General features: G+C 67.0%; 18 protein-coding genes and 1 pseudogene. 5 read left to right on the top strand and 14 right to left on the bottom strand.

The window, feature by feature from the left end; genetic code table 11:
- The 3 genes and pseudogenes from AC1RJ9_RS18150 to AC1RJ9_RS18160 all read right to left on the bottom strand — a co-directional run.
- Positions 1–569: pseudogene (locus tag AC1RJ9_RS18150) on the bottom strand (copper homeostasis membrane protein CopD); the annotation flags it as partial.
- A gap of 3 nt (positions 570–572) precedes the next feature.
- Entirely contained in the window at positions 573–935 is a 363-nt protein-coding gene (gene copC / locus AC1RJ9_RS18155; RefSeq protein ID WP_066685876.1) for a copper homeostasis periplasmic binding protein CopC, read from the bottom strand.
- Positions 936–1,023: 88 nt separating this feature from the next.
- Positions 1,024–3,369 (bottom strand): heavy metal translocating P-type ATPase, encoded by a 2,346-nt coding sequence (locus AC1RJ9_RS18160; RefSeq protein WP_492838820.1) that lies wholly within the window; start codon positions 3,367–3,369, stop codon positions 1,024–1,026.
- 830 nt (positions 3,370–4,199) lie between these two features.
- On the opposite strand from AC1RJ9_RS18160, the gene AC1RJ9_RS18165 reads away from it, so the two are divergent.
- Complete coding sequence (locus tag AC1RJ9_RS18165) at positions 4,200–4,736, top strand: ATP-binding protein (RefSeq protein ID WP_492838818.1); 537 nt, start codon at positions 4,200–4,202, stop codon at positions 4,734–4,736.
- Here AC1RJ9_RS18165 and AC1RJ9_RS18170 read toward each other — a convergent pair.
- Both AC1RJ9_RS18170 and AC1RJ9_RS18175 read right to left on the bottom strand, forming a co-directional pair.
- Positions 4,733–5,212: a hypothetical protein gene (locus tag AC1RJ9_RS18170; protein ID WP_492838816.1), complete on the bottom strand. Its 480-nt coding sequence runs from the start codon at positions 5,210–5,212 to the stop codon at positions 4,733–4,735. The genes AC1RJ9_RS18165 and AC1RJ9_RS18170 overlap by 4 nt on opposite strands.
- Before the next feature lie 487 nt (positions 5,213–5,699).
- Positions 5,700–6,089: a hypothetical protein gene (locus AC1RJ9_RS18175; RefSeq protein WP_143324475.1), complete on the bottom strand. Its 390-nt coding sequence runs from the start codon at positions 6,087–6,089 to the stop codon at positions 5,700–5,702.
- A 192-nt stretch (positions 6,090–6,281) separates the two neighbouring features.
- Between AC1RJ9_RS18175 and AC1RJ9_RS18180 the strand changes: the two genes are divergently transcribed.
- Positions 6,282–7,226 (top strand): LysR family transcriptional regulator, encoded by a 945-nt coding sequence (locus AC1RJ9_RS18180; protein ID WP_099582488.1) that lies wholly within the window; start codon positions 6,282–6,284, stop codon positions 7,224–7,226.
- Positions 7,227–7,414: 188 nt separating this feature from the next.
- Here the strand turns inward: AC1RJ9_RS18180 and AC1RJ9_RS18185 are convergent, their stop codons facing one another.
- Positions 7,415–8,920, bottom strand: coding sequence for a tryptophan halogenase family protein (locus AC1RJ9_RS18185; RefSeq protein ID WP_099582487.1), 1,506 nt, complete (start codon positions 8,918–8,920; stop codon positions 7,415–7,417).
- Between the two features lie 64 nt (positions 8,921–8,984).
- Positions 8,985–12,020: a TonB-dependent receptor gene (locus AC1RJ9_RS18190; RefSeq protein WP_199170747.1), complete on the bottom strand. Its 3,036-nt coding sequence runs from the start codon at positions 12,018–12,020 to the stop codon at positions 8,985–8,987.
- A 310-nt stretch (positions 12,021–12,330) separates the two neighbouring features.
- Between AC1RJ9_RS18190 and AC1RJ9_RS18195 the strand changes: the two genes are divergently transcribed.
- Both AC1RJ9_RS18195 and AC1RJ9_RS18200 read left to right on the top strand, forming a co-directional pair.
- A complete protein-coding gene (locus AC1RJ9_RS18195; protein WP_492838812.1) occupies positions 12,331–13,665 on the top strand; it encodes a sugar porter family MFS transporter in 1,335 nt (444 codons plus the stop codon).
- A gap of 69 nt (positions 13,666–13,734) precedes the next feature.
- On the top strand, positions 13,735–14,943 hold the full coding sequence (locus AC1RJ9_RS18200) for an ROK family transcriptional regulator (RefSeq protein ID WP_099582603.1): 1,209 nt from the start codon (positions 13,735–13,737) through the stop codon (positions 14,941–14,943).
- Here the strand turns inward: AC1RJ9_RS18200 and AC1RJ9_RS18205 are convergent.
- The 6 genes from AC1RJ9_RS18205 to AC1RJ9_RS18230 all read right to left on the bottom strand — a co-directional run bounded on the left by AC1RJ9_RS18205 (position 14,940) and on the right by AC1RJ9_RS18230 (position 24,107).
- Positions 14,940–15,719 (bottom strand): SGNH/GDSL hydrolase family protein, encoded by a 780-nt coding sequence (locus AC1RJ9_RS18205; protein ID WP_492838809.1) that lies wholly within the window; start codon positions 15,717–15,719, stop codon positions 14,940–14,942. The two genes, AC1RJ9_RS18200 and AC1RJ9_RS18205, sit on opposite strands and share 4 nt — an antisense overlap.
- Positions 15,716–19,150, bottom strand: a complete 3,435-nt coding sequence (locus AC1RJ9_RS18210; protein WP_492838807.1) for a glycosyl hydrolase 2 galactose-binding domain-containing protein — start codon at positions 19,148–19,150, stop codon at positions 15,716–15,718. The genes AC1RJ9_RS18205 and AC1RJ9_RS18210 overlap by 4 nt, the downstream gene beginning before the upstream one ends.
- A 52-nt stretch (positions 19,151–19,202) precedes the next feature.
- Entirely contained in the window at positions 19,203–20,693 is a 1,491-nt protein-coding gene (locus tag AC1RJ9_RS18215; protein ID WP_099582602.1) for a carboxylesterase/lipase family protein, read from the bottom strand.
- On the bottom strand, positions 20,690–21,859 hold the full coding sequence (locus AC1RJ9_RS18220) for an AGE family epimerase/isomerase (protein ID WP_492838805.1): 1,170 nt from the start codon (positions 21,857–21,859) through the stop codon (positions 20,690–20,692). The genes AC1RJ9_RS18215 and AC1RJ9_RS18220 overlap by 4 nt, the downstream gene beginning before the upstream one ends.
- Positions 21,843–22,766 carry an ROK family protein gene (locus tag AC1RJ9_RS18225; RefSeq protein WP_099582482.1) on the bottom strand — a complete coding sequence of 308 codons (924 nt, stop codon included), beginning with the start codon at positions 22,764–22,766 and terminating at the stop codon, positions 21,843–21,845. Before AC1RJ9_RS18225 ends, AC1RJ9_RS18220 begins: the two co-directional genes overlap by 17 nt.
- Before the next feature lie 126 nt (positions 22,767–22,892).
- Complete coding sequence (locus tag AC1RJ9_RS18230) at positions 22,893–24,107, bottom strand: glycoside hydrolase family 27 protein (RefSeq protein WP_492838803.1); 1,215 nt, start codon at positions 24,105–24,107, stop codon at positions 22,893–22,895.
- Between the two features lie 674 nt (positions 24,108–24,781).
- Between AC1RJ9_RS18230 and AC1RJ9_RS18235 the strand changes: the two genes are divergently transcribed.
- Entirely contained in the window at positions 24,782–24,985 is a 204-nt protein-coding gene (locus AC1RJ9_RS18235) for a hypothetical protein (RefSeq protein ID WP_062097789.1), read from the top strand.
- 36 nt (positions 24,986–25,021) lie between these two features.
- Here AC1RJ9_RS18235 and AC1RJ9_RS18240 read toward each other — a convergent pair whose 3' ends face one another.
- A complete protein-coding gene (locus tag AC1RJ9_RS18240; protein ID WP_231737527.1) occupies positions 25,022–25,282 on the bottom strand; it encodes a S1/P1 nuclease in 261 nt (86 codons plus the stop codon).
- Positions 25,283–25,311 lie beyond the last annotated feature (29 nt).

A 25,311-nucleotide genomic window follows, 5' to 3' on the forward strand; every position in this document is an offset into this window, starting at 1 on the left:
TGGAAGGTCGGCGCCTGTCGCGCGTCACGCCGACTGACCCCGGCCAGCCCCAGAAAGAACACCAGGGCGCCGACCCAGACGGCGGCCGCCGCGAGGTGGGCGATGTCGGCCGCCAGGTGCAGGCTCCCGCCGAAACCTTCGGTGGCCGCGCCGTGGCCCATCCAGGCCATGCTGGCCGCAGCCACGGCCCCCAACGTTGATACAGCGATCCAGGCGGCGCGGCCGGGCGGCGCGAGCAGAAGCACGTGCAGCGCCACGACCGCGGCCAGGGCCCGTGCGAGCGAGGCCGCGCCCATCGCCATCTCGCTGATCACCGAGGTCAGGATCGAGGGATCCAGCGCCGCGGAAAGCGACCCGGCGACCACGGCCGTTTGCAGCACAAGACCCAGGAGACTGGCCACGACCAGCAGCGCGGCGCAGCCCGCCAGGAGCCGACGCGGCCAGCCCAGCGCCACGGCGCTGGACGGACCCGCGGCCGGCAGGGCGTAGAGCGCGAAGAGCGCCCCGCCCGCCAGGACGAAGCACGTCACATATTGCGCCCAGCGAACGAGGACTACCGCGGTCTCCATCGGCTACTTCACCGTGAAGGCCAGGGTCCCATCCATGCGGTGGCCGTCATCGGCGGCGGCCGCATGCCAGGTGAGCTTGTAGGCGCCCGCCATCAGCCGGCCCTTGGGCACGCCCGTGATCGTCTTGCGGTCGGCCGAGACGGTGGTCTTGACCGGCGCCTTCATGCCGTCGGCCATGGCCAGCTCGAAGCTCGAGAAGGCTGGGGCGAGCTTTTCATTGAAGGTCAGGCGGATGGTCTTGGGCGCGGCGACCGTGGCGTTGGCGGCGGGGTCGGAGGCCACCAGCTTGGCGTGGGCGCTGGCCTGGCCGCCGGCCAGGATCGAGGCCGACAGAACGGCGGTGGCGAGGAAAGCGCGGTAGGTCATGGGGCGGTCCTGTTGAAAGGCGACTTTGTCCTAAGTTCCTACGCGGGCGGCGGCCCAACCCCTCAACAACGCCCGCGCCAGTCAGCGCCTAAAGCCGCACCGCCCGCAGGCGCAGCGCATTGCCGACCACGCTGACCGAGGACAGAGCCATGGCCGCCGCGGCGATCGCCGGCGACAGCAGCCAGCCGAACACCGGATAGAGCACCCCGGCCGCGATCGGCACGCCCGCCACATTGTAGGCGAAGGCGAAGAACAGGTTCTGCCGGATGTTGCCCATCACCGCTCGCGAGAGGCGACGCGCCTTGACCAGGCCCTCCAGGTCCCCGTGCAGCAGCGTGACCCCGGCGCTCTCGATGGCGACGTCCGAGCCCGCGCCCATGGCGACGCCGACCTCGGCCGCCGCCAGGGCCGGCGCGTCGTTGACGCCATCGCCCGCCATGGCGACCTTGCGGCCTTCAGCCCGCAGGCGCTTGACCACGGCGGCCTTCTCGTCGGGCAGGACGTCGGCCTCGACCTCGTCGATGCCCAGCCGCTTGGCGACGGCCTGGGCGGTCGTGCGGTTGTCGCCGGTCAGCATGACCACGCGCACGCCGTCCGCCTTCAGGGCTTCGACGGCCTTCTGGGTGGTCGGCTTGACCGGGTCGGCGATGGCCAGCACGGCGGCGACCACTCCGTCGATGGCGACATAGATCGCCGTGGCGCCGTCCTGGCGCAGCGCGTCAGCCTGGTCGGCGAGCGGCGCCGACGCCACGCCTTGCTCGTCCAGGAAGCGGGCCGAGCCGATCGCCAGGACGCGCCCCTCGACCTTGCCGACCACGCCCTTGCCCACGGGCGAGTCGAAGTCTTCGGGATGCGACAGCGGCAGCTCCAGCGCCGCCGCGGCTCGAACGATCGCGTCGGCCAGCGGATGCTCGCTGGCCCGCTCCAGGCTGGCGGCCAGGCGCAGGATCTCCTCCTCCGTGAACCCCGCCGCCGGGCGGATCGCCGTGACGGCCGGTCGGCCTTCGGTAAGCGTGCCGGTCTTGTCGACGACGAGGGTGTCGATCTTCTCGAAGCGCTCCAGGGCCTCGGCGTTCTTGATCAGGACGCCGGCGGCCGCGCCGCGGCCGACACCGACCATGATCGAGATCGGCGTGGCCAGCCCCAGGGCGCAGGGACACGCGATGATCAAGACCGAGACCGCCGCCACCAGCGCGAAGGCCATGCTCGGCGGCGGACCGAACGCCGCCCAGGCGCCGAAGGCGATCAGGGCGACGAGCATGACGGCCGGCACGAACCAGCCCGATACCTGGTCGGCCATCCGCTGGATGGGCGCGCGGCTGCGCTGGGCCTCGGCCACCATCGCCACGATCTGCGAGAGCAGGGTGTCGGCGCCGACCTTGTCGGCGATCATCAGGAAGGAGCCGGTCTTGTTCAGGGCGCCGCCGATCACCTTGTCGCCCGGCGACTTGTGGACTGGCATGGACTCGCCGGTCACCAGGGACTCGTCGACCGAGGCCTCGCCCATCAGCACCCGACCGTCGACGGGGATCTTCTCGCCGGGGCGGACGCGCAGATGGAAGCCGGCCTGGATCTCCTCGACGGGAATCTCGAAGTCCTCGCCGTCGAACATTCGGCGCGCGGTCTTGGGCGAAAGGTCCAGCAGCGCCTTGATCGCGCCGGAGGTGTTCTCGCGCGCGCGCAGCTCAAGCACCTGGCCCAGCAGCACCAGGACCGTGATCACCGCGGCGGCCTCGAAATAGATCGGCGTCGAGCCGTCGGGACGGCGGAAGGCGGCCGGGAAGAGCTGAGGCGCCAGGGTGGCGACCACGCTGTAGGTCCAGGCCACGCCGATGCCCATGGCGATCAGCGTGAACATATTGAGCTGGCGCGTCGCCAGCGAGCGCGCGCCACGCTCAAAGAAGGGCCAGCCGCAGCCCAGAACCACGGGTGTGGCCAAGGCCAATTGGACCCAATTGGACACCCCTGGCGTCAGGTGAAGCGCCATCAGTCCGATGTGGCCGCCCATTTCCAGCGCGAAGACGGGCAAGGCCAGGGCCAGGCCGATCCAGAACCGGATCGTCATGTCGCGCAGTTCGGGATTGGGGCCGCTGTCGGCCGTGACGGTCAGCGGCTCCAAGGCCATGCCGCAGATCGGGCAGCTGCCCGGGCCGGACCGCCGAATCTCTGGGTGCATCGGGCAGGTATAGATCGCGCCCGGCGTCGCTTCGGACGATGCCGCCTTCGGCGCGGCGACGTCTTGCAGGTAGCGTTCAGGCTCGGCGTCGAACTTGCGCGCGCAGCCGGTCGAACAGAAGTGGGAATGCCGCCCCGCATTCAGGCGGTGCTCCGGCGCGGTGGCCGGATCCACGCTCATGCCGCAGACGGGATCGCGATGCTCGCCGACTGGGACGCCAGGGTGGTGATGGCCATGGTGTGAGTTCGAACCGGACATCACTTCTCTCCATGCGTCACACGATAATTCGCAATACGCATGCCTCGAAGCTATCCCTCGTTGGGCTAGATCAAACGGCGACGGCCACTGCCGGTTTCTCAGTTGTTGGCGAGGCCGATTATGATCGCTACCCCAGTTGGCGTCGTTCGCTGGGTAGCTTTATTTCCGATAATCTCTATTAGACGTGAAATATCGTTATATTGGCGGATTTTATTTTTATGTTGTCCCTGACTCCGATAGCTGCGAGTCGCAGCCCGCCTTGGATCTGTTGCCACGTCGTTCCGGGTTTTCACGATTTTCTGACTCCAATCGTGCGACTGGCTGATCGCAATTGCTGCGACTGGCAAAGTGCGTCGAAGCCAGGCGTCGAGCACAGTGCTGGTGATCCGGGCGGTTCGGCCCATCCTCCACTTCACCCATAAGCGCAAATGCGACACCACCGCGCCGCGCGTCCTGCCGCATAGCAAGGTGAAAGACGTTAATCCGTCGATGGCCGGGTGAAAATGGCGTCTCAGGTCCTTACTGGACTTCCATCCATACATAGCCAACCGTCTCCGAGCTCACCTCCACATAGGACATGGGGGCGAGTCGCTGGTGCAGTTGGAACTAGACATTAGGGGCTGGATTTATCCTTCGCTGCGATAGGGCTGCGCGTTGAACTAGGCAACGACGAGGAGGGACAGCTGACCGCCCCGGAGAGCACCCAGCGGCTGTTGATGAGGCAGCGCCATCAAGCGTTCGATTGGACGCCAACGCCAATCGGGCCGATGGCGTCATGGCCTCGCGCGCTCCAGACAGCCTTGAGCATCGCGCTCGGGTCTCGACAGCCCATGTTCATCGCCTGGGGCCCCGAACTTACGTTTCTCTACAACGACGCTTACGCGGAGATCCTCGGCGACAAGCACCCCGGCGCGCTCGGACGCCCGTTTCAGCAGGTGTGGTGGGACATCTGGGATGACATCAAGCCGCTGGTGGACCGCGCCCTGGCTGGCGAAGCCACGATCCATGTGGGGCTGGAGACTTTTCACCACCAACATGGATCCGAGCTGAGGCCCGGGCGGTACTTGCAGCTCTGCGTCCACGATACGGGTGTGGGCATGGACGAGGCCACTCGGGTCAAGGCGACCGAGCCTTTCTTTTCGACGAAGGGCATCGGTCGCGGCACAGGCCTTGGGCTATCCATGGTCCACGGCTTGGCGGCTCAGCTCGGCGGCGCGCTCTCTTTGGAAAGCGCTCTTGGCGAGGGGACCACGGTGAAGATATGGCTTCCGCTGTCGGGCGCCGATCCAACCGCGCTCGCATCGGCCTCGGAGTCTATCGGCCTGAGCGGACTTGCCTGCTCACGCCCGAGCGGCGTCGTCGCCTAGTGACGTGTTGAGCCAAGCCCGGCAATTTGCGCGGCGACCGTTCTAGCGGCCTCTTGGGCCACGAGAACAATGCGTTCGCTAGCGCCTCGAGACTTCATCCGTTCGGCCCCCGGCGCAAAGTTCAATCGCCAGGTCACCGAGCGCTCAGCGCCGGGTGCTCCAAGATCACGAATTGAGAGCTGAAGGTTGCCCTCTCTAAGGACGGGAATGATCAGCGGCAGGGCAAAAGCCGCGTCGGAATAGCCATCAGGCGTCTCAAATGGAAAGACCTGCTCAAGTCCCTCGCACACAACGGCCAGGGCGCCCGACGTCGCCGTTTGGTCGAGATCCAACTGGACCGTGAGCCAGCATTCGATGAGGCCGGGTCGACTGCCCGCATAGATGTCAGCGCCAAGAATGCCGATATAGGCTGAAGAGCCATCGGGGCGGTGCTCGACCTTGGAGCAAAGGAGTGCAGAGCGCAGACCGGTGATCATCGAACGGCGACGCTATTCGATTTACTACTGGAAGCAAGCAGGCTTGAGATCGTTTGCCTCTTAAGGGTTCTCGTTCGGTTCGCGCTCCTCTCCGAGTTGGCAGCGCTCCGGCGCATCACCAGCGGACTCTTCCCTCGCCTTTGGTGGCGGGCACTTCTCCATTTTGGGGCGCGACCAGGCGAGCTATGCGTTGTCGCCGGCCTCGTCGATGAAGAGCGCTAGTGAAAGCGGCGCGTCGAACAGGGGTCGTCGAGGTGCAAACGATAGAAGGTTCTGGGCGGCTCGCTCTTGGTGGCCATCTCCCAGGCGTCGCCTATTTCGTCCCGCGCCGGGGTCGAGGTCGGGGCCGGCTGGAGCGGCACCGGGAAGGCCCCCGAGCCCCCCAGTCAGCCTGAACCTGAGCCATCCCGACATCGGTTCGCGCGCTTACAAGCGTCACTCCCGGCCGCGCCGCCGGCTAGGACTGCGGCGACGTCTTCACCTTGATCTAGAACGCCGAAGGACTGAGCGGCCTCTCCCCCGGACGCGCGACAAAACCCCCGCGTCCGGCGACGCGGGGCGAGGCGTGGGACCAAGGGTTCGGGGCGGGCCACGGCCCGCCCCTCCCCTCATTCGGCCGCCAGGATGGCAGGGTTGGGATCGCAGTCAGGGCCACGTCGGGGATCTGGCCGACCTGCGCCGGAGGCCTCACGCGGCGCAGCGCGCAGCCTTGGGCCGGTCGTTGATCCCCTTCCAGGAAGTCGCGCAGGATCGCCTTCTGCGTCTTGACCTTCTCGCCGACATTACCGTCGGCGACCTTCTTGCCGCCGAGCTCGGCCAGCATGGCGTTGATCGCATCGGCCTTGGAGACGGCTTGCCATTCTGAATACCACAACACATTCTGATATCGATCGGATCACGAAGGCGGTCGGGGGAGCATCGGAATGACCGAACCGTCATCGGCGTCGACGACGCCAAGCCCGGGCGGAGACTTTGCGACGCCCGAGGGCCCATCGCCGGTTCCCCCCGCGCTCGCCCTGGTTCACCCAGGAAAAGTCGATCTTCTATCCGCTCGGCCGATAGCGGTGCCATGAACGCCGTGAATTTCAGAACCGCTGACCTCAATCTCTTCCGGGTGTTCGTCACCCTACTGGAAGAAAAGAACGCCACGCGCGCCGGCGAGCGCCTGGGTCTTTCGCAATCAGCGATCAGTCACGCGCTGCGGCGCCTGCGCGCTATGGTGGGCGATGATCTCTTCATCCGCGGCCAAACGGGCCTTCGACCGACCCCGCGCGCCTTGGAGATCGCCGAAACCGCCCGCACGGCGCTGGAGCTGCTGGAAACCGCCGTCAACACACAGCGGTTCGACCCCGCCGTCGATCATCACGTCTTCACCATCGCGGCGGGAACCTACATCTCGTATGTGCTGGGCCCGATGATCGCCGAACGCGTGATCACCACCGCGCCCCATGTGGAGATTCATTTCCGCAACCTCTATGCGGGCATGACCGAGGACCTCGACACGGGCAGTCTGGACATGGTGATCGGCTGTTTCGAGGCCATTCCCGGACGATTCAGCTACGCCCAGTTGTTCGAGGAAAGCGGTGCCTGGGTCATGCGCGAGGGTCACCCGGCCGCCGCCGCCGGTCTCGATTACGAAACCCTGGCCCATCTCCCGCGCGTTGGGGTGACCGGCGGCAATGACGATCCGGATCGGACCTCATCGGGGCACCTGGGCCTGCGGCGGCTTACGTCCTGGGGCGAACAGTACGCTTTGGGAGAAAAGCCCTATCAGCCGTTCTCGACCCAGGACGCGTTCAGCGCCTTGAACATCGTCAGCCACTCGGACATGGTCTGCATCCTGCCTCGCCGCCTGGCCCAGACGAGCGTCAAACGCGGCAGGCTGGTGATGATCGAGCCTCCCAACGCGCCGCCGCCAACCCCGTTTGGAGCGGTCATGCGCGCCAGCGACGGACCGGCCTCTCCCAACGGCTGGCTTCTGGAGATTTGTCGCGCGGCGGCGACGCGCCTCTAGCCGCCTGGCCAGGAGAGGTCTCGCGCTGTCGGTCTCTCTGCAGGACAGACGGGCGCCTATCCGGCGTCGCCATTCCGCCTTCAAGGCCCGTTTTGCCCAAACGCGGCACGAGGTCCGCCCCCGGTCTAACGCACCGTCCGGGGCTTCGTCGCCACAATCATCAGGTCGCCGCGGCAGGCAGGCCGCGGCTAGGCCTTTAGACTCGATAGGAAGGCCTCGTGAGACATGGCCAAGGCTCGGGCCCGCGTGATCGCCGCGCGCATTCGGCTAAAAGCGCTATCCAGTTCGGGCTTGGTGAAGTAGTCCGCCATCGGATCATAGGCTCGCGGCGTGATCTCGAAGCCAGCGTACATCGACAGCCAGCTGGGATCGTGGAACGACTCCCACTCATAGCGAACCATGGTCCCACGGCTGGCGAACATCCGCATCTTGTGGACCAGGGGCTCGGGCAGGGTCACCTGACGCACCTGGTCCCACATCGCCTCGCCCTCGCGGCGGTTGGCGAAATAGTGCAACAGCAGAAAGTCCCGGATCCGTTCGTACTCGAGAGTGGTGATGCGATTGTATTCGTCGGCCAGAGCAGGGTCGAAGTCCAGGGTCGGGAACAGCGCGCCCAGCCGCTCCACGCCGCTCTGGACGAGCACGATGCTGGTCGATTCCAGCGGCTCCATGAACCCGGCGGCCAGGCCCAAAGCGATGCAGTTCTTCTCCCAGAAACGATGGCGGTGTCCGGTCTGGAAGCGCAGCAGGTTGGGCTCGGCCAAGGCCCGTCCTTCCAGCCGCGAGATCAGGGTCGCCGTCGCCTCGTCGTCCGAGATATGCCGGCTGGAGTAGACATAGCCGTTGCCGACCCGGTGCTGCAGAGGGATCCGCCACTGCCACCCGGCCGCCAGGGCCGTGCTGCGAGTATAGGGCGTCAGCGGACCGTCGCGCTCGCAGGGCATGGCCACGGCGCGGTCGCACGGCAGCAGATGAGTCCAATCCTCGTAGCCGACGCCAAGCTGTTGGCCCAGCAGCAGGCTGCGAAAGCCCGAACAGTCGATGAACAGGTCCGCCTCCAGAACCCGGCCCTCCTTCAGCGTCACGCCGGTCAGGAAGCCCGTCTCGGGGTGTTTGGACACCTCGACCACCGTGCCATCGACATGGGTGACGCCCAGCTCGGACGTCGCCTTGCGTCGCAGGAACTGTGCATAGAGGCCCGCGTCGAAATGGACCGCCCAGTTGAAGACGCCCAGATCGTTGGGCGGCGAGACCGGCGGGTCCATCATCTGGTTGGCCATCGCCAGCTGGGTGCACAGGCTGTAGGCGGCCAGCGGAGTCGCGTCGCCCTCGGCGCGGCGCTTGAGCCAGAACTGGTGGAACGCCACCCCGCGTGAGGGCATGCCGTAGAGGCCGAAGGGGTGGAAGAAGCTGTCGCCTTCCCGCTTCCAGTCGCGAAACTCGATCCCCAGCTTCACGGTGCCCTGGGTGGCGGCCATGACCTCGGCTTCGGTCACGCCGATATCGCGGAAATAGTCGCGGATCGCCGGCACGGTGGCTTCGCCGACTCCGACGGTGCGGATGTCGGGCGACTCCACGACGGTGATCTGGATGTTCTGCCGCGCCAGCCGGCCGGCGAGCCAGGTCGCGGCCATCCAGCCGGCCGTGCCGCCGCCGACGATCAGGAGCGAACGGACAGGGTTGGTTTGCGCCATCTGGTCCCACGAAAAAGATGCGGCCTGCCCGCAGGATGGGGCAGGCCGCAGGGGGAGGGCTAGATCAATATTTGAAGCGGACGCCAGCCACGTAGCGGGCTTCGAATACGTTGTTGTAGGCGTGCTCGTCCTTCCAGGTGAGGTAGTACTTCTCGTACTCGCTGGTCAGGTTGGTGCCCTGGACGTAGACGGTCAGGTTCGGCCTAACGTCGTAGCTGACCGAAGCGTCGAGATATTCAGTCGGTGCCTGGTACATCTCCAATCCCGAGATGCCGCCAAAGTCCTGGGAGACCGCGCGCTTGGAGCGGTAGTTCCAGGCGATCCGGGCCTGCAGCTTGGAGTCCTGGTAGTACGCGGCGATATTGGCCTGGTACTTGGAGTTATCCTGGAACGGGATCGAGGCTCCGGCCAGGTCGGTCTTGCCCGACTTCGACGGCGAGTAGGTGAAGTTGGTGTCGACGCCGAAGTTCGACAGCATCGACGGCATGAACTCCAGATCGCTGAAGGCCAGCTTGGCGCCGCCTTCCAGACCCTTGAGCGTGCCGCCTTCGCCCTGAACCTGCGTGCTGATCGAGACGCTGCGGTTACGCACTACCCCGTCGTTGTCGGGCAGGTCGGTGCGGGTGATCGCCCCGTTCTGGATGAAGCTGTCGACCTTGATGTAGAAGGCGCCCACGCTCAGCAGGCTGCCGCGACCCAGATAGTATTCCAGCGAGCCTTCGAAGTTCTTGGAGCGCCAAGGATCCAGCTGCGGGTTGCCGTTCTGGCTGCCGCCGGTCACCCGGAACACCGGCGAGCCGGGGTTGGAGGTGTCGATGGCGTAGGTCGGGTTCAGCCCCCCGCCCCACTGATTGAGATCCAGCAGCGTCATGGTCTTGGAGGCCGCGACGCGGAACTTCAGGTTCTCGGCCAGATCGAAAGCAACATTGATCGCCGGCAGCACGTCGGTGAAGTCGCGCTTGGTCTGGATGCTGCCGCCCAGCAGGTTGGCCACGCCGTAGGGGCGTGGGCTGCCAGTGACGTACTGGGTGATGTCCAGCTTAGTCTGGATGACCTTGACGCCGGCATTGCCGTTGAAGCTCAGGCCGAAGAGCTCGCCCTTCAGGTCGCCCTGGACGTAACCCGAGGTCTGCTTGACCCCGACATTGAACGAGGCGCCGGGGTTCATCACCTCGACATTGCCCGGGTAGTAGTTGTTCTGGAACGCCAGGGCGTTGTCCATGGCCGCGGGATCCAGGACGTACATCGACGGCACACCGGCCACGCCCGGGTTGAACAGCTTGACCTGGCCTTTCAAGGTCGGATCGTTGGCCTTGCGCGTCAGGCCGGCGGTATAGGCGCCCGCCGCGTTGCCGGCGCTGCAACTGGCGTCATTGAGCGGCACATCAAAGGCCTTCCACTTGACCAGACAGCCCGTGCCGTTGGAGGCGGCGCTGCCATAGAGCGGCGCGGCGCGATCGAACTCGAAATCATCGATCGAGCGCTCACTGTAGCGCACGCCGCCCGAGATCTTGAAGCTGTCGCTGAACTCGTACTTGCCATCGGCGCGGATGACCTTCAGGTCGCCCTCGCGGCGATAGTTGCCTTCCGACGACATGGTCTTGAGGGCGTAGTCATTGATGTCGCTCAGTTCGGTCAGCAGCTGGCCCGGCAGGGTGAAGACAGGCTTGCTGCCCGTAAAATCGACCTTGGCCGGCAAGGACGCCGCGCCCGCCAGGGTGTTGACCGTGTAGCCACCGGTGTTGAACGGGCGGTCGCCGCCTAGCGAGGCGGGATAGTGCCCGATGCCGCCCGGCTGCCACTGCGCCCCGTTCGACAGGCTGAACTGCAGATAGCTCTGGTCGTAGTACTGGTGGGCCTTGCCGTAGATGCCGCGCACCGAGCCGGTGAACTTGCCGCCGTTGTCGTACTTCAGTTCCAGATTGTAGTTCTGCGACTGGGACTGGTAGCGGTCGTTCTGGGCGTAGGAGTCGAAATTGCCCAGGTCATAGTTGTAAACCTGGGTGGTGTTGACGTGGTAGCCGCCCACGACCGCGCCGGTGTCACGCGACTTGCCCGGCGTGAACTCGGCGGCCTGCCAGTTGACGTCCTGCATCTGGAAGCCGGCGGTGCGGTCGTGCTCGTCCTGCTTGGTGAAGAAGGCGTCGCCACTCAGTTCCAAGGCGTCGTTGAGCTTCCATTGGGCGGACGCATTGACGCCCAACCGCTTGCGCTCGTTGATCTTGTTCCAGCCGGTGAAGCCCTGCGGCACGATGAAGGCGTCGGTGGCGTCGCCGTCGCCATTGACGTCGCGCCCGCCCGCCACGGCGGTCCCGCGCGTCCGACCGGTAGGCGAGAACCCGCCCGACGAGGTGACGTCGGCCATGCCTTCGTTATGCAGGGTGGCGCCGTAGCCTTCTTGAATGCCGTTGTGGCTGTTGGACAGGCGGACATCCGAATAGGCGGCCGACAGCAAGGCGCCGAAGCGGTCGTTGCGGAAGGAGACCAGGCCGTTGACGTTGGGGTCGTACTTCTTGGTCTTGTCGCCGTAGGAGCCTTCGGCCGCGGCGGCGAAGGTCAGGCCTTCCTTCAGGTCGAAGGGACGGCGGGTGCGCAGGTTCACCGTACCGGTGATGCCGGCATTCAACTGATCGGCCGTCGTGGACTTGATGACGTCCGCGCCCGAGAACAGTTGCGAAGGAATGTCGTTGAAGTTGGGCTGCACAGTCGTGATCGATTGGGCGCCCAGATAGGTTTCGCCGTTCAGTAGAGTCGAGACCTGCGGCAGGCCACGAATGTTGATCGTCGAGCCTTCGCCGGCGCTGCGCAGGATCTGCACGCCCGGAATGCGCTGCAGCGAGTCGGAGATGGTGTTGTCGGGCAGCTTGCCAATGTCCTCGGCCGAGATCGCGTCCACCACCGAGGCGGCGTCGCGCTTGATGCTGACCGCGCGCTGTTGCGAAGCGCGAATGCCGGTGACGACCACCTCTTCAACCGTGGAATCGCTCTGGGCCTGAGCCGGCGCGGCGGCTTGCGCGTGAGCAAGGCTCGGCCCGGCGATTGCCACTCCCGAAACGGCGGCCATCAGCAGGCTACGCCGCGCATGTTTGAATCGAGTCACTTCCCCTGTCCTCCCTGACCTCGTGCATTCGAGGCGTATCTGGCGAGAACCGGTTCGAAGGGCGGCGTCCCTTTCAGGACCCACCAAGCCTCCTCCCCGGCAGCGGCTTTTGCCGTCTTCGGAAAGCACCATTATCCGGCCCCTTGCTCGGGTCAACTTAAATGATTTGTTTTTTCTTATTTTTGCATCACCTTCCCTTGGAGCCTCGTTATGCAGGGCTTGCTCATGCCGTCGCGCGATCCAAACTCGCACGAGACGGAAGAACAGAAGAAGTGGCGACGACACGCATCGCCCGAACCGGGAGGCCAGGATGGAAAGTTCGCCCGCCATGCGGCCCATGAGTCCCACGCTCGTCGGCGCGGTCGCCGCCGCGGCGCTGGCGGGGCTGTTGTTCGGCTTCGACACCGCCGTCATCGCCGGGGTGACCGGCGACATCAGTCGCGTCTATAGGCTGACGCCCGCCACCCTGGGGATCACCGTCTCCAGCGCGCTGTGGGGAACGCTGCTGGGCGCCATGGCGTCGGGCAAGCCGGGCGATCGCTACGGAAGCCGCGATGGCCTGCGCGCGATGGCCGTTCTCTATTTCATCTCCAGCATCGGGTGCGCGCTGGCCTGGTCCTGGCCCGTGCTGCTGACGGCGCGCTTCATCGGCGGCGTGGCGATCGGCGGGTCGTCGGTGCTCGCGCCCGTCTACATGGCTGAGATCGCGCCGGCCCGCCGCCGCGGAGCGCTAGTGGGCCTGTTTCAGGTCAACATCGTGGTCGGCATCCTGGTGGCCTATCTGAGCAACTTCTTGCTGGATCAGCTTGCCCTGGGTCTAAGCGCTTGGCGCTGGAAGCTGGCGGTCACCGCCCTCCCCGCCACTCTTCTGTGGCTGATGCTGGCGCGCGCCCCGCAAAGTCCGCGATGGCTGAGGGCGCAGGGACGGGATGAAGAGGCGCACGCGGCTCAAACGCGACTGGGCGGCGATCTGGATCCTTCGGAAGCCCCCAGCCCGCCCGGCGCGCGACTGAGCTGGCGCCTCTATCGCAAGCCTATCCTTCTGGCGGTGACCTTGGCGCTGTTCAACCAGCTGACCGGCATCAACGCCCTGCTCTATTATCTCAACGACATCTTCGCAGCGGCCGGCTTCGGACACGCCACCGCTGGGCTCCAAGCCGTGGCGATCGGCGCGACCAACCTGGTTTTCACCCTGTTAGCCATGAGCGTCATCGACCGTTTTGGGCGCAAGCGCCTGCTGCTGGTCGGCTCGGTCGGCATGGCCGTCTGCCTGGGCTTGGCGGCCTGGATCCTGGATGGCGGCCACCATTCGAGTTGGCTGCTCTACGTCTTGGTCGGCTTCATCGCCGCCTTCGCCTTCAGCCAGGGCGCGGTGATCTGGGTCTATATCAGCGAGATCTTCCCTACGCCCGTACGCGCCCGGGGACAGGCGCTGGGCGCCTCGACCCATTGGGTGGCCAACGCCCTGATCGCCGGCGCCTTTCCAACCGTCGCCGCCTGGAGGCCCGGCGCGCCGTTCGTCGGTTTCGCGGCGATGATGGTGCTGCAGATGGTCGTCGTCGCCCTGTTCTACCCCGAGACGATGGGGGCGAGATTGGAGAGCATCGCCAAGGCGCTCCACGCCGACAACGACCGATTGGCCTGACCGGTTTTGCTTCGGTCGTCACAGATGCTATCGGGCAGTCTTCGAGAACGGGTTGGAGCAGTGCGCCACGTGGCAAGTCAGGACCCCGCCAAGACCGCGCACCGGGGCGCAAGCCTGTCGGGCACCAACCTCGAGCGGGCCGGCGACTACAACCAGCGCGTGGCGCTGCAGTCGATCCGGATCGGCGCGGCCAAGACCAAGCAGGAAGTCGCCGCGCTCACGGGCCTGACCGTGCCGGCGATCACCAACATCACCAATCGCCTGGTGGAAGACGGTCTCATTTTGGAAGCCGGCAAGCTGCACGGCGCCCGGGGCCAGCCGGCCATGACCTTCGCCATCAATCCCGACGGCTGCTTCTCGATCGGCCTGAATATTGACCGCGATCACATCACCATCGTGCTGCTCGACTTCGCCGGCCAGGTTCGGGGCCGGGTGAGCCAGGAAATCGCCTTCGCGAGCCCTGAGGATGTCGTGTTGTTCTTCGAGGACTCATGGAAGTCGCTTCTGAAGACAAAGGGGGTGCGGGCCGATCGCATCGTCGGGGTGGGCGTGGCGATTCCCGACGACATCGCCAACGTCGACCTGCCCCACCGTCCCGCCGCCTACGAGGCCTGGAACCGGGTGGACCTGCGCAAGCTGCTGTCGCGACGCCACGACCTGCCCGTGATCCTCGAGAACGACGCTGCGGCGGCCGCGTTTGGTGAGCTGCATTTCGGTCATGGCATGCAGAAGCCCAGCTTCTTCTACATGCTGATAAGTTCGGGCCTGGGCGGCGGGCTCGTGGTCGAAGGCGAGTATTTCCGCGGCGCCCAGGGGCGCAGCGGCGAACTGGGCTTTCTGCCCGTCAAATCCGAACGCACGTCCGCGGCCACCTTGCAGGACGCGGTCTCGCTGTCGGCCCTCAATGAGTTTCTCGGCGAGGCCTACGCGGTCGGCGACCCTGGACAGCTGGCGGATCTGCCCGTCGAGGCGCAAGACCGCATCGACGCCTGGATCGATCTAGCGGCCGATCTGCTTTACGATCCGCTGATCTCGATCAGCTGCCTGATCAATCCACAGGCCGTCTATATCGGCGGGCGCCTGCCCGAGGTCTTGATCGACAAGCTGGCCAAGGCGGTGACCCAGAAGCTCAGCGTTCGTCGCTCGATCCTGACCATGGCGCCGGTCTACCGCGCCGCCCTGGCGGCCGATGCGCCCGCCATGGGCGCAGCGATCCTGCCGATCATCAACCGCTTCCTGCCATCGCGCTCGGCGCTGCGCAACACCGATCAGGCCTAGGCGCGCACCGCGCGCAGGGCCTTCAGCGCCACCGGCTCCATCAACCCATAGCCCTCCATCGTCGGGTGGACCTGATCATAGGACAGGCCCGGTTTCATGCCGGCGTGACCGTCGTCGAGCGCGGCGGTGTAGTCGGCGAATCCGTGGCCCTGGCTTCGTGCGAAGCCCGCCAGCCAGGCGTTGAGGCGCGGGATCTCGACATCGGGCCGCAAAGCCGGACGCCAGGGATAGGTCGCCGCCGGCGTCACCGCCCCCAAGATCACCTTGACCCCATTGGCCTTGGCCAGGGCGGTCATGGCCCGAACGTTGTCGCAGGTCGCCACCGGATCGTAGGGCCCGGTGTTGCCGGCGATGTCGTTGGTTCCGGCCAGCAGGTGCACGGCCGCCGGCTTCAGGGCGATCACGTCGGGCCAGAACCGCGCCAGCATCTGGGCCGTGGTCTGGCCGCCGATCCCGCGCCCGATGAAGCCGTTGTCGGTGAAGAAGGCTGGATGCCTGTCGAACCAACCCTGGGTGATGGAGTCGCCCAAGAACACCACCCGCCGGCGCTCCGGCGGAAGGGCCGCATCGGCGAGGTTGGCCTGGCGATAGCGCGCCAGCCACGGCCAGTCGGTGTGCAGCCGCAGCTCCGCGGCGGCGTCGGCCGCCGTTGGAGCCGGCGCTGGGACTAGAGAAGAGGCCTGGGCGAACGCCCGTCCGCCCAGCGCCAGCCCCGACGCCACCAGTCCCGACGCCGTCAGCGCCGCCGCCAGCAGCCCTCGACGATCGGCCCTCATCGCACCTTCGCCGCGACCGGGATCACGTTCCAGCCTCGCAACTCGACCTTCGCGCCGGCCATCGCCTCGCCCGAATAACGGATCTCCACCGTCCGGCGCTCACCTGGCAGCAGCGAGACATAGTTGTCGGCGTAGTAGGCCGGCAGAATCCTGGCGCCCTTGGCGTCCACCAGGGTCAGCTTGCCATTCAGGGCCGGGGCCGAACCGGTGTTGGCCAAGGTCACGGTGACCAGGGTCTCCGCGCCCGACTTGCCAGCCGCAGCGGCCAGCGACACCGGCTGGGCGGCCATGGCCGACAGCTTGCGCTCGCCCTCGGCGTCCTTGGCGGTCCAATAGAGGTTGCTGGACAGCGGCGCGCCGTCGGCGGCGGTCAGGTCCAGCCGCACCACCACCGCGCCCTGGGCGAGCGGTCCCGACAGGTCCAGCGTCTCACCCAAGGCGGTGCTGTTGGCGCCCGCGTCGATCCGCGAGGTCCGATCGGCCAGCAGCTTGCCGTCCAGGCCCAGAACCCGGGCCCGCAGGCTGGCGCCGATGATCGGCGTCAGGCCATTGTTGACCAGGGCCAGGCGATGGTCCGGCTGACTCATCTGGACGTGAATGATCTCCGCCCCCTTCTGGGTTCCGTAGAACGCGGCATGGGTGTCATAGTCGTGGCTGAGGATCTGCCACATGGTCGAGGGCCAGGCCGGCTGGGTCATCCACAGCAGGCGTCCCGACGACTTGGTCCACAGCTCCTGGTTCATGCCCTCGAAGATCGCCCGGTGCGTCTCGTAGTTCAGTAGTTGGGCCTTGCGCTCGAAGTCCTCGACGCTGGTTGGCGCGCCCAGCTTGGCGGTCAGGGCGTCCAGGAACGACTTGGTCGCCCCGTTCCCGGTCGGATGCCAATCATGATAGGCCCAGCTGTCGCTGATCGGCCAGCGGTCGGGCGCGGGCACGGCGGCCTCGAAGGCCTCAAGCGTGGGGAACGACGGCGTGCCGACCTCGACCGAGAAGCCCTTGGCGTGGTCGGTGAAGTAGGTCTGCGGCTCCTTGTAGCTGTAAGGTCCGCTGTTTTGGAGGTTCACCCGGTTGGAGCTGCCGGTGTACCAGCGCGTGCCGTCCAGATCGTGGACCAGCTTTTCCAGGCCTTCATTGAGGATCGGCTGCGGCACGCCTTCGTTGCGGCCGAACCACAGAACGATCGAAGGGTGGTTGCGGTAGCGGCTGATCACGTCGGCCGCGTTGGCCAGGAACAGCGGGACGTCCTGGGCTTCGAGATTGTAGTCCTGGGTCGAGTCCCAAAAGTCGTTCAGCACCAAGAGGCCGTACTCGTCGGCCAGGTCGAAGAACGCGTCTTCGGTGTTCTGGCCCACCCAGTTGCGGATGATGTTGAGGTGGGCGTCCTTGTGCAGCCTGAAATAGGGCTCCAGACGGGCCCGGTCGACGCGCTTGCGCCAGTCGTCGGTGCCCCAGTTGCCGCCCCGCGCGGCGATCTTCACGCCGTTGACCTTGATCACCAGATAGGGCGTCAGGCTGGCGTCGTCCGCGTCGCGGACCGCTGGCGAGGCGTCGCCCTGGGCCGTCAGCGAGGTCGCCCAGCCGTCAGCGACCTTGCGGATCCCCTCGTGACTGCCGTCGGTGATGTCTTGCCCCAACTGGCGGGCCTTGGAGAAGTCGACCTCCACGCGGCGCAGATGGCCCGACGGGCTCATCAGCGACAGATCGTAGGTGATCTGGCGAATGCCGAACCGGATCGTCTTCTGGTCCGAGGCCTGGCCATCGACGGCCACCGACAGCTTCAGGTCGTGCAGGGCCGGATCGCCGTAGCCATTGGGCCACCACAGCTTGGGATGGGCCACCGACAGCTGCGGGAACTCGGCCGGGCTCAAGACCACCGATCCGGCGCCCGGCGCCAGGGTGACGGTCTTGGAGACGTTGAAGCCGTCGAAGGCCGCCGTGACCGTGGCTTGCACTGGATGACCGGTCAGATTCTCGACCGGGGCGGTGATCTCGATATCGGCCTGACTATTGTCGGCCTTCGGAAGCGTGGTGACGACATGGGCGTCGCCCAGTCGCGCCTCGCCGCTGGCAGTCAGCACCACGTCTTGCCACAGGCCCGTGTTGCGATCGCGCACGCTGGGGATCCAGTCCCAGCCTTCGCTGGCGATGAACGTCGGGCCGTCCAGGGCCATCATGCCGCCGTTCTCGCCGACCCCGGCCGTCAGCGACTCCTCGTGGGCCAGGCCCGGATGCGGCGGCGGGGAGACCTTGACGGCCAGGGCGTTCTGGCCGGGCTTCAGCTTGCCGGTCACATCGAATTGGCCGCGAATGAAAGCGCCCTTCAGCTCGCCCAGCTTCTCGCCATTCAGCCAGATTTCGGCGGCGTAGTTGACGCCCTTGAACGTCAGCAGCAGGCGCTTGCCCGCCGCGCTCGCCGGCGTCTCGAAGCTGCTGCGATACCAGTAGGCCTGCTTGTTCAGGCTCTCGGGGATCGCGGTGTTGTTCAGACCATAGTCCGGATCCGGATAGACGCCGCGATCCACCAGGGTCGTCAGCACCGTGCCCGGAACGGTGGCCGCGTACCAAGCCCTTGCGTCGTAGGTCGGCGTGGAGACCACCGCGCCGTCCTGGGCGACCTTGGGCGCCTCGACCAAGCTCCAGCGCTTGAGCGTCCAGGCGTCGGGGCCGTCGGCGACAAGGGCCGGCCCGGCATAAGCCGGCTTGGCGACCGGCGCGGAGATCGCGCCCTTGCCCTTGGGACGCGTCCAGGCCTCTTGGGGCGTCACCTGACCGTACATCTGGCGCACCTGCACCGGCCAGTTTGGGCTGCCGGACTCATAGACGGTCAACGGATCGGGTTTGCGCGCCGCCGCCGTCTTGATCTCAGACGCGGAAAGCGCCCGCCCCTCGGCCGCGAAATCGGCGATCCGGCCGGCGAAGGGCGAAAACCCCGCGACCTTGCGCGGCGCCAGGGCGATGATGGCCGGTGTCGCCGCAGCCGCGACGGGCGCCTCGCCGGCCGACGCGCCGTCGACATAGAGCGTGACCTTGGCGCCATCCGAAACGGCGGCGACGAAACGCCAGTCGCCAGGTTTGATTCCGGTCTTGACGCTCAGCGGCCGACCGCCGGTCCAGACACCGAACGCGCCGCCGTCGATCATCAGAAACCGACCGCCGGCCGCCGGATCGCCCAGGCCGGCCACGAGGGTGGGCGCCGAAACCACCTCGGAGGCCTTCACCCAACCATGGATCGACCAGGGCCCGCCCGCCGGGAGGATATCCCCCTCGGTCTTTCCGGCCAGCGGCCGCGATAGGCCGCCGCCGCCCGCCGGGAAATCGGCGTTGTAGGGTCCCCAGGCAGCTTGCGCCGCCGCGGCGACGGGCGCGGCCAGGGTCAGGGCGGTTGCGGCCAGCAGGGCGGTCTTAAAAAGGCGTTGGCGCAGGGTCGTCATGGTCTCTTTCCTCCGCGCGGCTTTGTCGCCGCTTTGTTGTTTGCCGTGAGCGTCACGGTCTTTGGATGTGCTCGCAAGCAGCGCTGGCCAAGCCTTGCCGGACGACCGGTCCGTTGGTCGTGAAGGCCAGGTAGCGCCCGGAGGCGCCATAGGCCGGCCACGACGGCAGGCCCGGGGTGCTGGGATCGCCGGTGCGCGCGAAGTTCAGCCAGTAGGCCTGCAGGGGCGGTCCCTCCGCGCCGTCGAGCACGTAGCGCAGCTCGGAACCATGGCTGACGTCCGCCGCGCCCGGCGCGGGAACTTCCAGTTCATAGCGCCAGACCTGCGCGCCCAAGGCGGTTCGCTGTGCGGCCACGAAGTTTCCGGGGCAGCGGAACATGCGATCGGTGGCGACCCGCAGGGCGATATCGCCGGCGACCGGATCGGGCGCCGGCGGCGTGGCCTGATCCAGACCGTAGACCTTCAGCAAGGCGTCGGCGTCCGGCCGGGTTCTGATCCAGGCGCGCGCACGCTCGGCGTCGGCGCCAAACAGCGCGATCTCCCGCGTGCTGTCGCCGACGATCATCGCCGCGGCCCCGCCCTCGGCCAACAGGACCTCCGGCGCGCGAGGCAACACCCTTCCGTCGACCACGGCCTGGGTCCAGATGAAGCTCTGGTCGTCGATCGGCGCGGTCAGACCCTTGGCCGCCCGCAGCAGGTCCGCGCCGGAGGTCCGGCGCAAGGCCGCCAGGCCCAAGGCGCCGGAAACCGCTCCGGTCACGCCCGCCCGGCGCGCCAGATCCACGCCGATGGCCTCGTTCTGCGCCAGGGTGCGCGGGGCGAAGCCAAAGCCCGGCGTGCCGCTCTCCAGGATTCCCCGCGCGAACAGGCCTTGCGCCTGCGGCGCCAACATCAGCAGACCCACGTCCTGCGCTCCGGCCGAATGGCCAAACAGGGTGACGTTGTCCGGATCGCCGCCGAACGCGGCGATGTTGGTCCGAACCCAGTGCAGAGCCGCGATCAGGTCCATCAGCGCATAATTGCCCGACGCGCCGCCGCCTTCGGCGCTTAGCGCCGGGTGCGACAGAAAGCCGAAGACGCCTAGGCGATACTGTACGCTGACCACCACCACGCCCTGGCGCGCCAGGCGGGAGCGAACCACGCCGTCGCCCGATCCAGCCCAATTGGCGCCGCCATGGATCCAGACCATGACAGGACGCCGCGCCGTAGGATCGAGGGCCGGCGTGGAGACGTCGAGATAGAGACAGTCCTCGCTGGAGCGCGCCGCGTCCTTGTCGTTCCAGCCCAAGGGGGCCTGCAGACAGGCTGGTCCGGGGGCGCTGGCGGCGCGTTCGCCCGTCCAGCGCAGGGGCTGGGGCGGACGCCAACGCAGGTCGCCGACCGGCGGTCGGGCGAACGGCACGCCGAGGAACAGGCTGGTTCCGCCCTCGCCCGTCACGCCGACCAGCGGACCTTCGGCGGTGACGATGTGCGGCGCGGCCTGGGCATGCGCCGCCAGGGGCGCAACCAGCACGGCCGCGACGGCCAGAATGGTCTCGGTCATGCGGCGCAACGGACGTCTCCCAAGGCCGCGCCCAGCACCTCGATCGCACAGACGATGTGATAGAAGGAACTGGCCGGCGCCGGGCCGTTGGCCAGCGCGCCGTCGGCGGTCATGGTGTCGAACCAAAGGCCCCGCACCGGCGTGCGCAGATAGAGCTCCAAGCCCTCGACGGCGTCGGCGACGATATCCCACCACGGTCCGTCGGCTTGGGCGCTCGCCAGGGCCCAGGCTTTGATCCGCTCGGTCTGCGGCCAGAGCCTGGCCTGCGCGTCATGGATCGAGAAATCGTCCAGCAGGCCATTCATCGCGACGTTACGGACCGGGTCAACCCCGAAATCCTCGGCGTTGGCGATCAGGCGCATGGCCGCGACCCGGGCGGCGAGCATCAGCGGATCGGTCTTGGCCAGGCGGCTCCAGCTCAGCAGCAGCCAGGCCCACTCGAACTGGTGCCCGGGCTCGACGATGCGCCCGGCCTCCCCCGGCGCGGGCCGCCAGGTCTCGTCGAAGAACTCCCGCAAGGCGCTGTTGACCGGCGCGATGAAGTGCTCCAGCGCCAAGCCGACGATCTGACGCGCCGTGCTGGACCACGCCGGATCCTCGCTCACAGCCATCCAGGCCAAGCAAGCTTCGAGCAGGTGCATGTGGGGGTTGGAGGCCAGCGGCAGCGATGGCGGCAGCGTCGTCTCGAACCCGCCGGGGCGCCCGAACTGGACGATGACCGCCCGCAGCAGAACCATCGCGGCTTGCTGGGCGTCTTCACCCAGCAGCGGCTTCAGGCTCGCCAGGGCCAAAAGCGCGAAAGCCTGATCGTAGAGAACCGCCGCTTCATCCAGCACCTGGCCGTCCGCCGCGACGAGGGTCCGGATCAGTCCGTCGGAGCGGATATAGCGGGTCGTGAAGGCCTGGAGGCCTCGGCGCAGCACCGACTCGTCGACCTCAGCGCCGAGCCGGCGCGCGGTCTGCAGTGCGTAGAGCTGCCGGGGCTGGACCCTGGCGCGGCGCGGCGCGTTGACCGCGACGCCGTCCGCGTCGAGGATTTCGTGAAAGGCGCCGCAGGCGTCGATCCCGGCCTTGCCCCACAGCGGGACGGCGGCCTCGGTCAGCCAGTCGAGCAGGCGGACATAGCCGGCCCGCGCGCGGGCCTGGGGATCAGGCTGCGACTTCATCGGCCCACGCGCCCAGATCCCACAGACGGGCCGCGCCGCGCACGCCCGACGAGTCCCCCCATTGGGCCTTGACGATCCGCGCCGACCATTGGTCCGAAAAGACCCGTGGTTCGATCAGTCCCGGGAGGCGCTCGTAGAGCATGTCGATATTGGACAGACCGCCGCCGAGCACGAAGACGTCAGGATCGAGAATATTGCAGATCACCGCCATGGCCCGGCCAAGGCGCTCGACCAGTCGGTCGAAGGCTGCGGAGGCCTCGGCGTCGCCCTGCCCCGCCGCGGCCAGGATCGCCTCGCCCGTCAGGTCGCGCCCGGTCCGCGCCTTGAAGTCGCGACGCAGACCCGAACCCGAGACCCAGGTTTCCAGGCAGCCATGCTGGCCGCACCAACAGGCCGGCCCAGGAACTTCATCGGCTGTCGGCCAGGGCAGCGGAATATGGCCCCATTCGCCGCCGACGCCGTTGGCGCCTTCGACCAGTTTGCCGTCCACCACCAGGCCTCCGCCGCAGCCGGTGCCCAGGATGATCGCGAAGGTCGTCCGCGCGCCCTGCGCCGCGCCGTCCACCGCTTCGGACAGGGCCAGGCAGTTGGCGTCGTTGGCCAGGCGGATCGGCCGGCCCAGAGCCTCGGACAGGTCTTCCCTGAACCGGCGGCCGTTGAGATAGACGGCGTTGGCGTTGCGCATCACGCCCGTCCTTGGCGACACCGATCCGGGCGCGCCGATGCCGATCGACCCGCGCCCGCCGACCTGTTGCTCGGTCCGGCCGATCAGGTCGCGCAGGGTCTCGATGGCCGCGTCATAGGTGTTGGGCGTGGGCGCTCGCAGACTGGCCAGCAGCCGCCCGTCTTCCGACAGGGCCGCGGCCTCGATCTTCGTGCCGCCAAAATCGATGCCGATCCGAACCATGGCGCGCCTCGCCTCCCTAAGCTGGACGCGCGGCCGATGGCCAACGGTCTCTTGCCCTGGCTTACCCGCGCGAAACCGGGCCGCCAAGGGATTTAGAAAAATATTTTTGCTTATTTTACGCCGAGGTCACGGCTGGACTCTTAACATGACGACGCCATGCGACGCCGCGGTCGCCTGGTACCGGCCCGTATGGATCCCGACGTCCTTGCCCGCCCAGAGATCGCGAACCTTGGCCTGCAGCGTCGCCGGGTAATCCATCTGGCTCCAGTCGAGGCTGATCTGGGCCGGCGCCGCGCCGCGATTGAGCAGGACGACGGCCCTGCCCCCGCCCTGCAAAGGCCGGATCCAGACTTCCAGGTCGCCTTCCTTGGACACCCGTCGCCCCTGTTGGCCGAGCGGATCCTGATCCACCGCGATGACCTCGCGGTTGGTGAGGATCGCCTGGGTCGAGGCGTCCATGCTGACGATGTCGTTGCCGGCGATCAGCGGCGCGGCCAGCATCGCCCAGAGGCTGAAGTGCGAGCGATACTCCTCGGCGGTCATGCCCCCGTTGCCCACCTCCAGCATGTCCGGGTCGTTCCAGTGGCCAGGACGGGCGTAGGGATAGAGTTCGGCCTGCTTGTCGACGATGTTCATCACGCCGGAGCTGTAGTCGCGCACACCCTCCCACTTGTCGTAGATGTCGCCGGTGGTGCGCCAGAGATTGCCGACCTTGTCGGCCCACAGCCAGGGCTTGGAAGTCCCCCACTCACAGATCGACAGCATGATATCGCGGCCGCTCGCCTGCAGGGCCGCCGACATGATGTAGTAGGCCGAGCGGGCGTCCTGCGCGCCGGCCATGCACCAGTCGTACTTCAGATAGTCCACGCCCCAGGCCGCATATTGCTTGGCGTCCTGATACTCATGCCCCCAGCTGCCGGGGCGGCCGCCGCAGGTCTTCAGGCCCGCGTCCGAATAGATGCCGAACTTCAAGCCCTTGGCGTGGATGTAGTCGCCCAAGGCCTTCATGCCGCTGGGGAAGCGCTTGGCGTCGGGCTGGATATCGCCGTGCGCGTCGCGCGCGCCGTGCCAGCAGTCGTCGATCACCACGTACTGATAGCCCGCCTCGCGCATGCCGGAACTGACCATCGCGTCGGCGGTCTTGCGGATCAGCGTCTCGTCGACATCGCAGGCGAACCTGTTCCAGCTGTTCCAGCCCATCGGCGGCGTGCGCGCCAGACCATTGTCCTTGAGCGGCGGCGGCGGATCGTCCGCCCGCGCCAAGCCGGCGGCCGCCAGGAGGGAAAGCGCCGCGATCCCTGGGACCACCCAACGACGTTTAGGCCTCAACTGGCGATCCATGGCGATGATCCTCCCCGCTTCTTTGACGCTGACCACAAGCCAGAGCGGCGAAATTCACCTCAATCCACGCTTAGCAGCAATTATAAAAATAACTTCATTTTATTATCATGCCGGCCGAACGCCTTTGGCATCTCCTGGGCGCCGACCGTTCCGACGCCAAGCTGCGTTGAAGCAGCCGCTGATCGCCCCACTCGTCCGCCGCTCTTGCCGCGCCAAACCCGCTTTCGAATCCGATTGACTTTCTTGCCTCGCGGGATGAGAACAATTCAAGAACTCGAAGTCGCCATGTCCGCTTCACGCGCCCTCAGCGCGCGCCCCAACCCCGAGCGGATCATCCGCCGCATGACCGTCAAACTGCAGCGCGTGCGCCAGTGGCGGCGCCGCCTGGCCGCACCCTGATGTTCACCTTCGAGGCGGCACGCGCCGCGCCCGGGATCCTGCCGCGACAGGATCGCGTATCCCCCGTGCGCGTTGGTGACAGCCGCCTATCGACAGTATTTTCCAGTCGATGGCGCGCAGCATGCTCCCCTGAAGCTTGAGCTTCAGAGCTAGAAGTGTTCCCGCCTGAATTGCAAGTTTTGAGAACTCAAAACCAGGAGGTGCTCATCGTGGGTCGCCTTGAAAGCGTCACCAATCGGGCGCGACGTCGCGCTCTCGCGCTGACAGGAGGAAACATGCGCAAGTCCCTCGCTCTCGCCGCCGCCATGGTCATGGCGCTTTCCGCATCCAGCGCGGCCCTGGCCGCCGCCCCGTGCCGCGACGCCAAAGGCAAGTTCATCAAGTGTCCGGCTGCGGCTGCTCCGGCCAAACCGAACATGTGCAAGGACGCCAAGGGCAAGTTCGCCAAGTGCGGCGCGCCGGGCGCCAAGCCCGCCTGACCTCGGCGATCGAGAGGCGGTGGCGACACCGCCCTTCTACTTGAACGCCTCGTTGAGCAGCAGAGCCAGGCGAACGCCGGCGCGCTCCACCTGCAGGGCGACAGCCTCTTTGGCCTGGGCCTCATAGCCGTCGGGCAACGCCAGGGGAGCGGCGTCGCTGGCGCATCCGGGCTTTGACCCGAGCGTGTAGACCTTGGCGCGGGCGACATCGAACGCTTCCATCGCCCAGGTCGTCGCGTCGCACCTAGACGCCTCCGGTTGGCGCAGCACGCCTTGCGAGCTGCGCGCCTGAGCCAAGCCCGGGATCTGGCGGCGGCAGGGCCGTC

The organism is Caulobacter sp. GW822-FHT07D08, assembly GCF_058798735.1.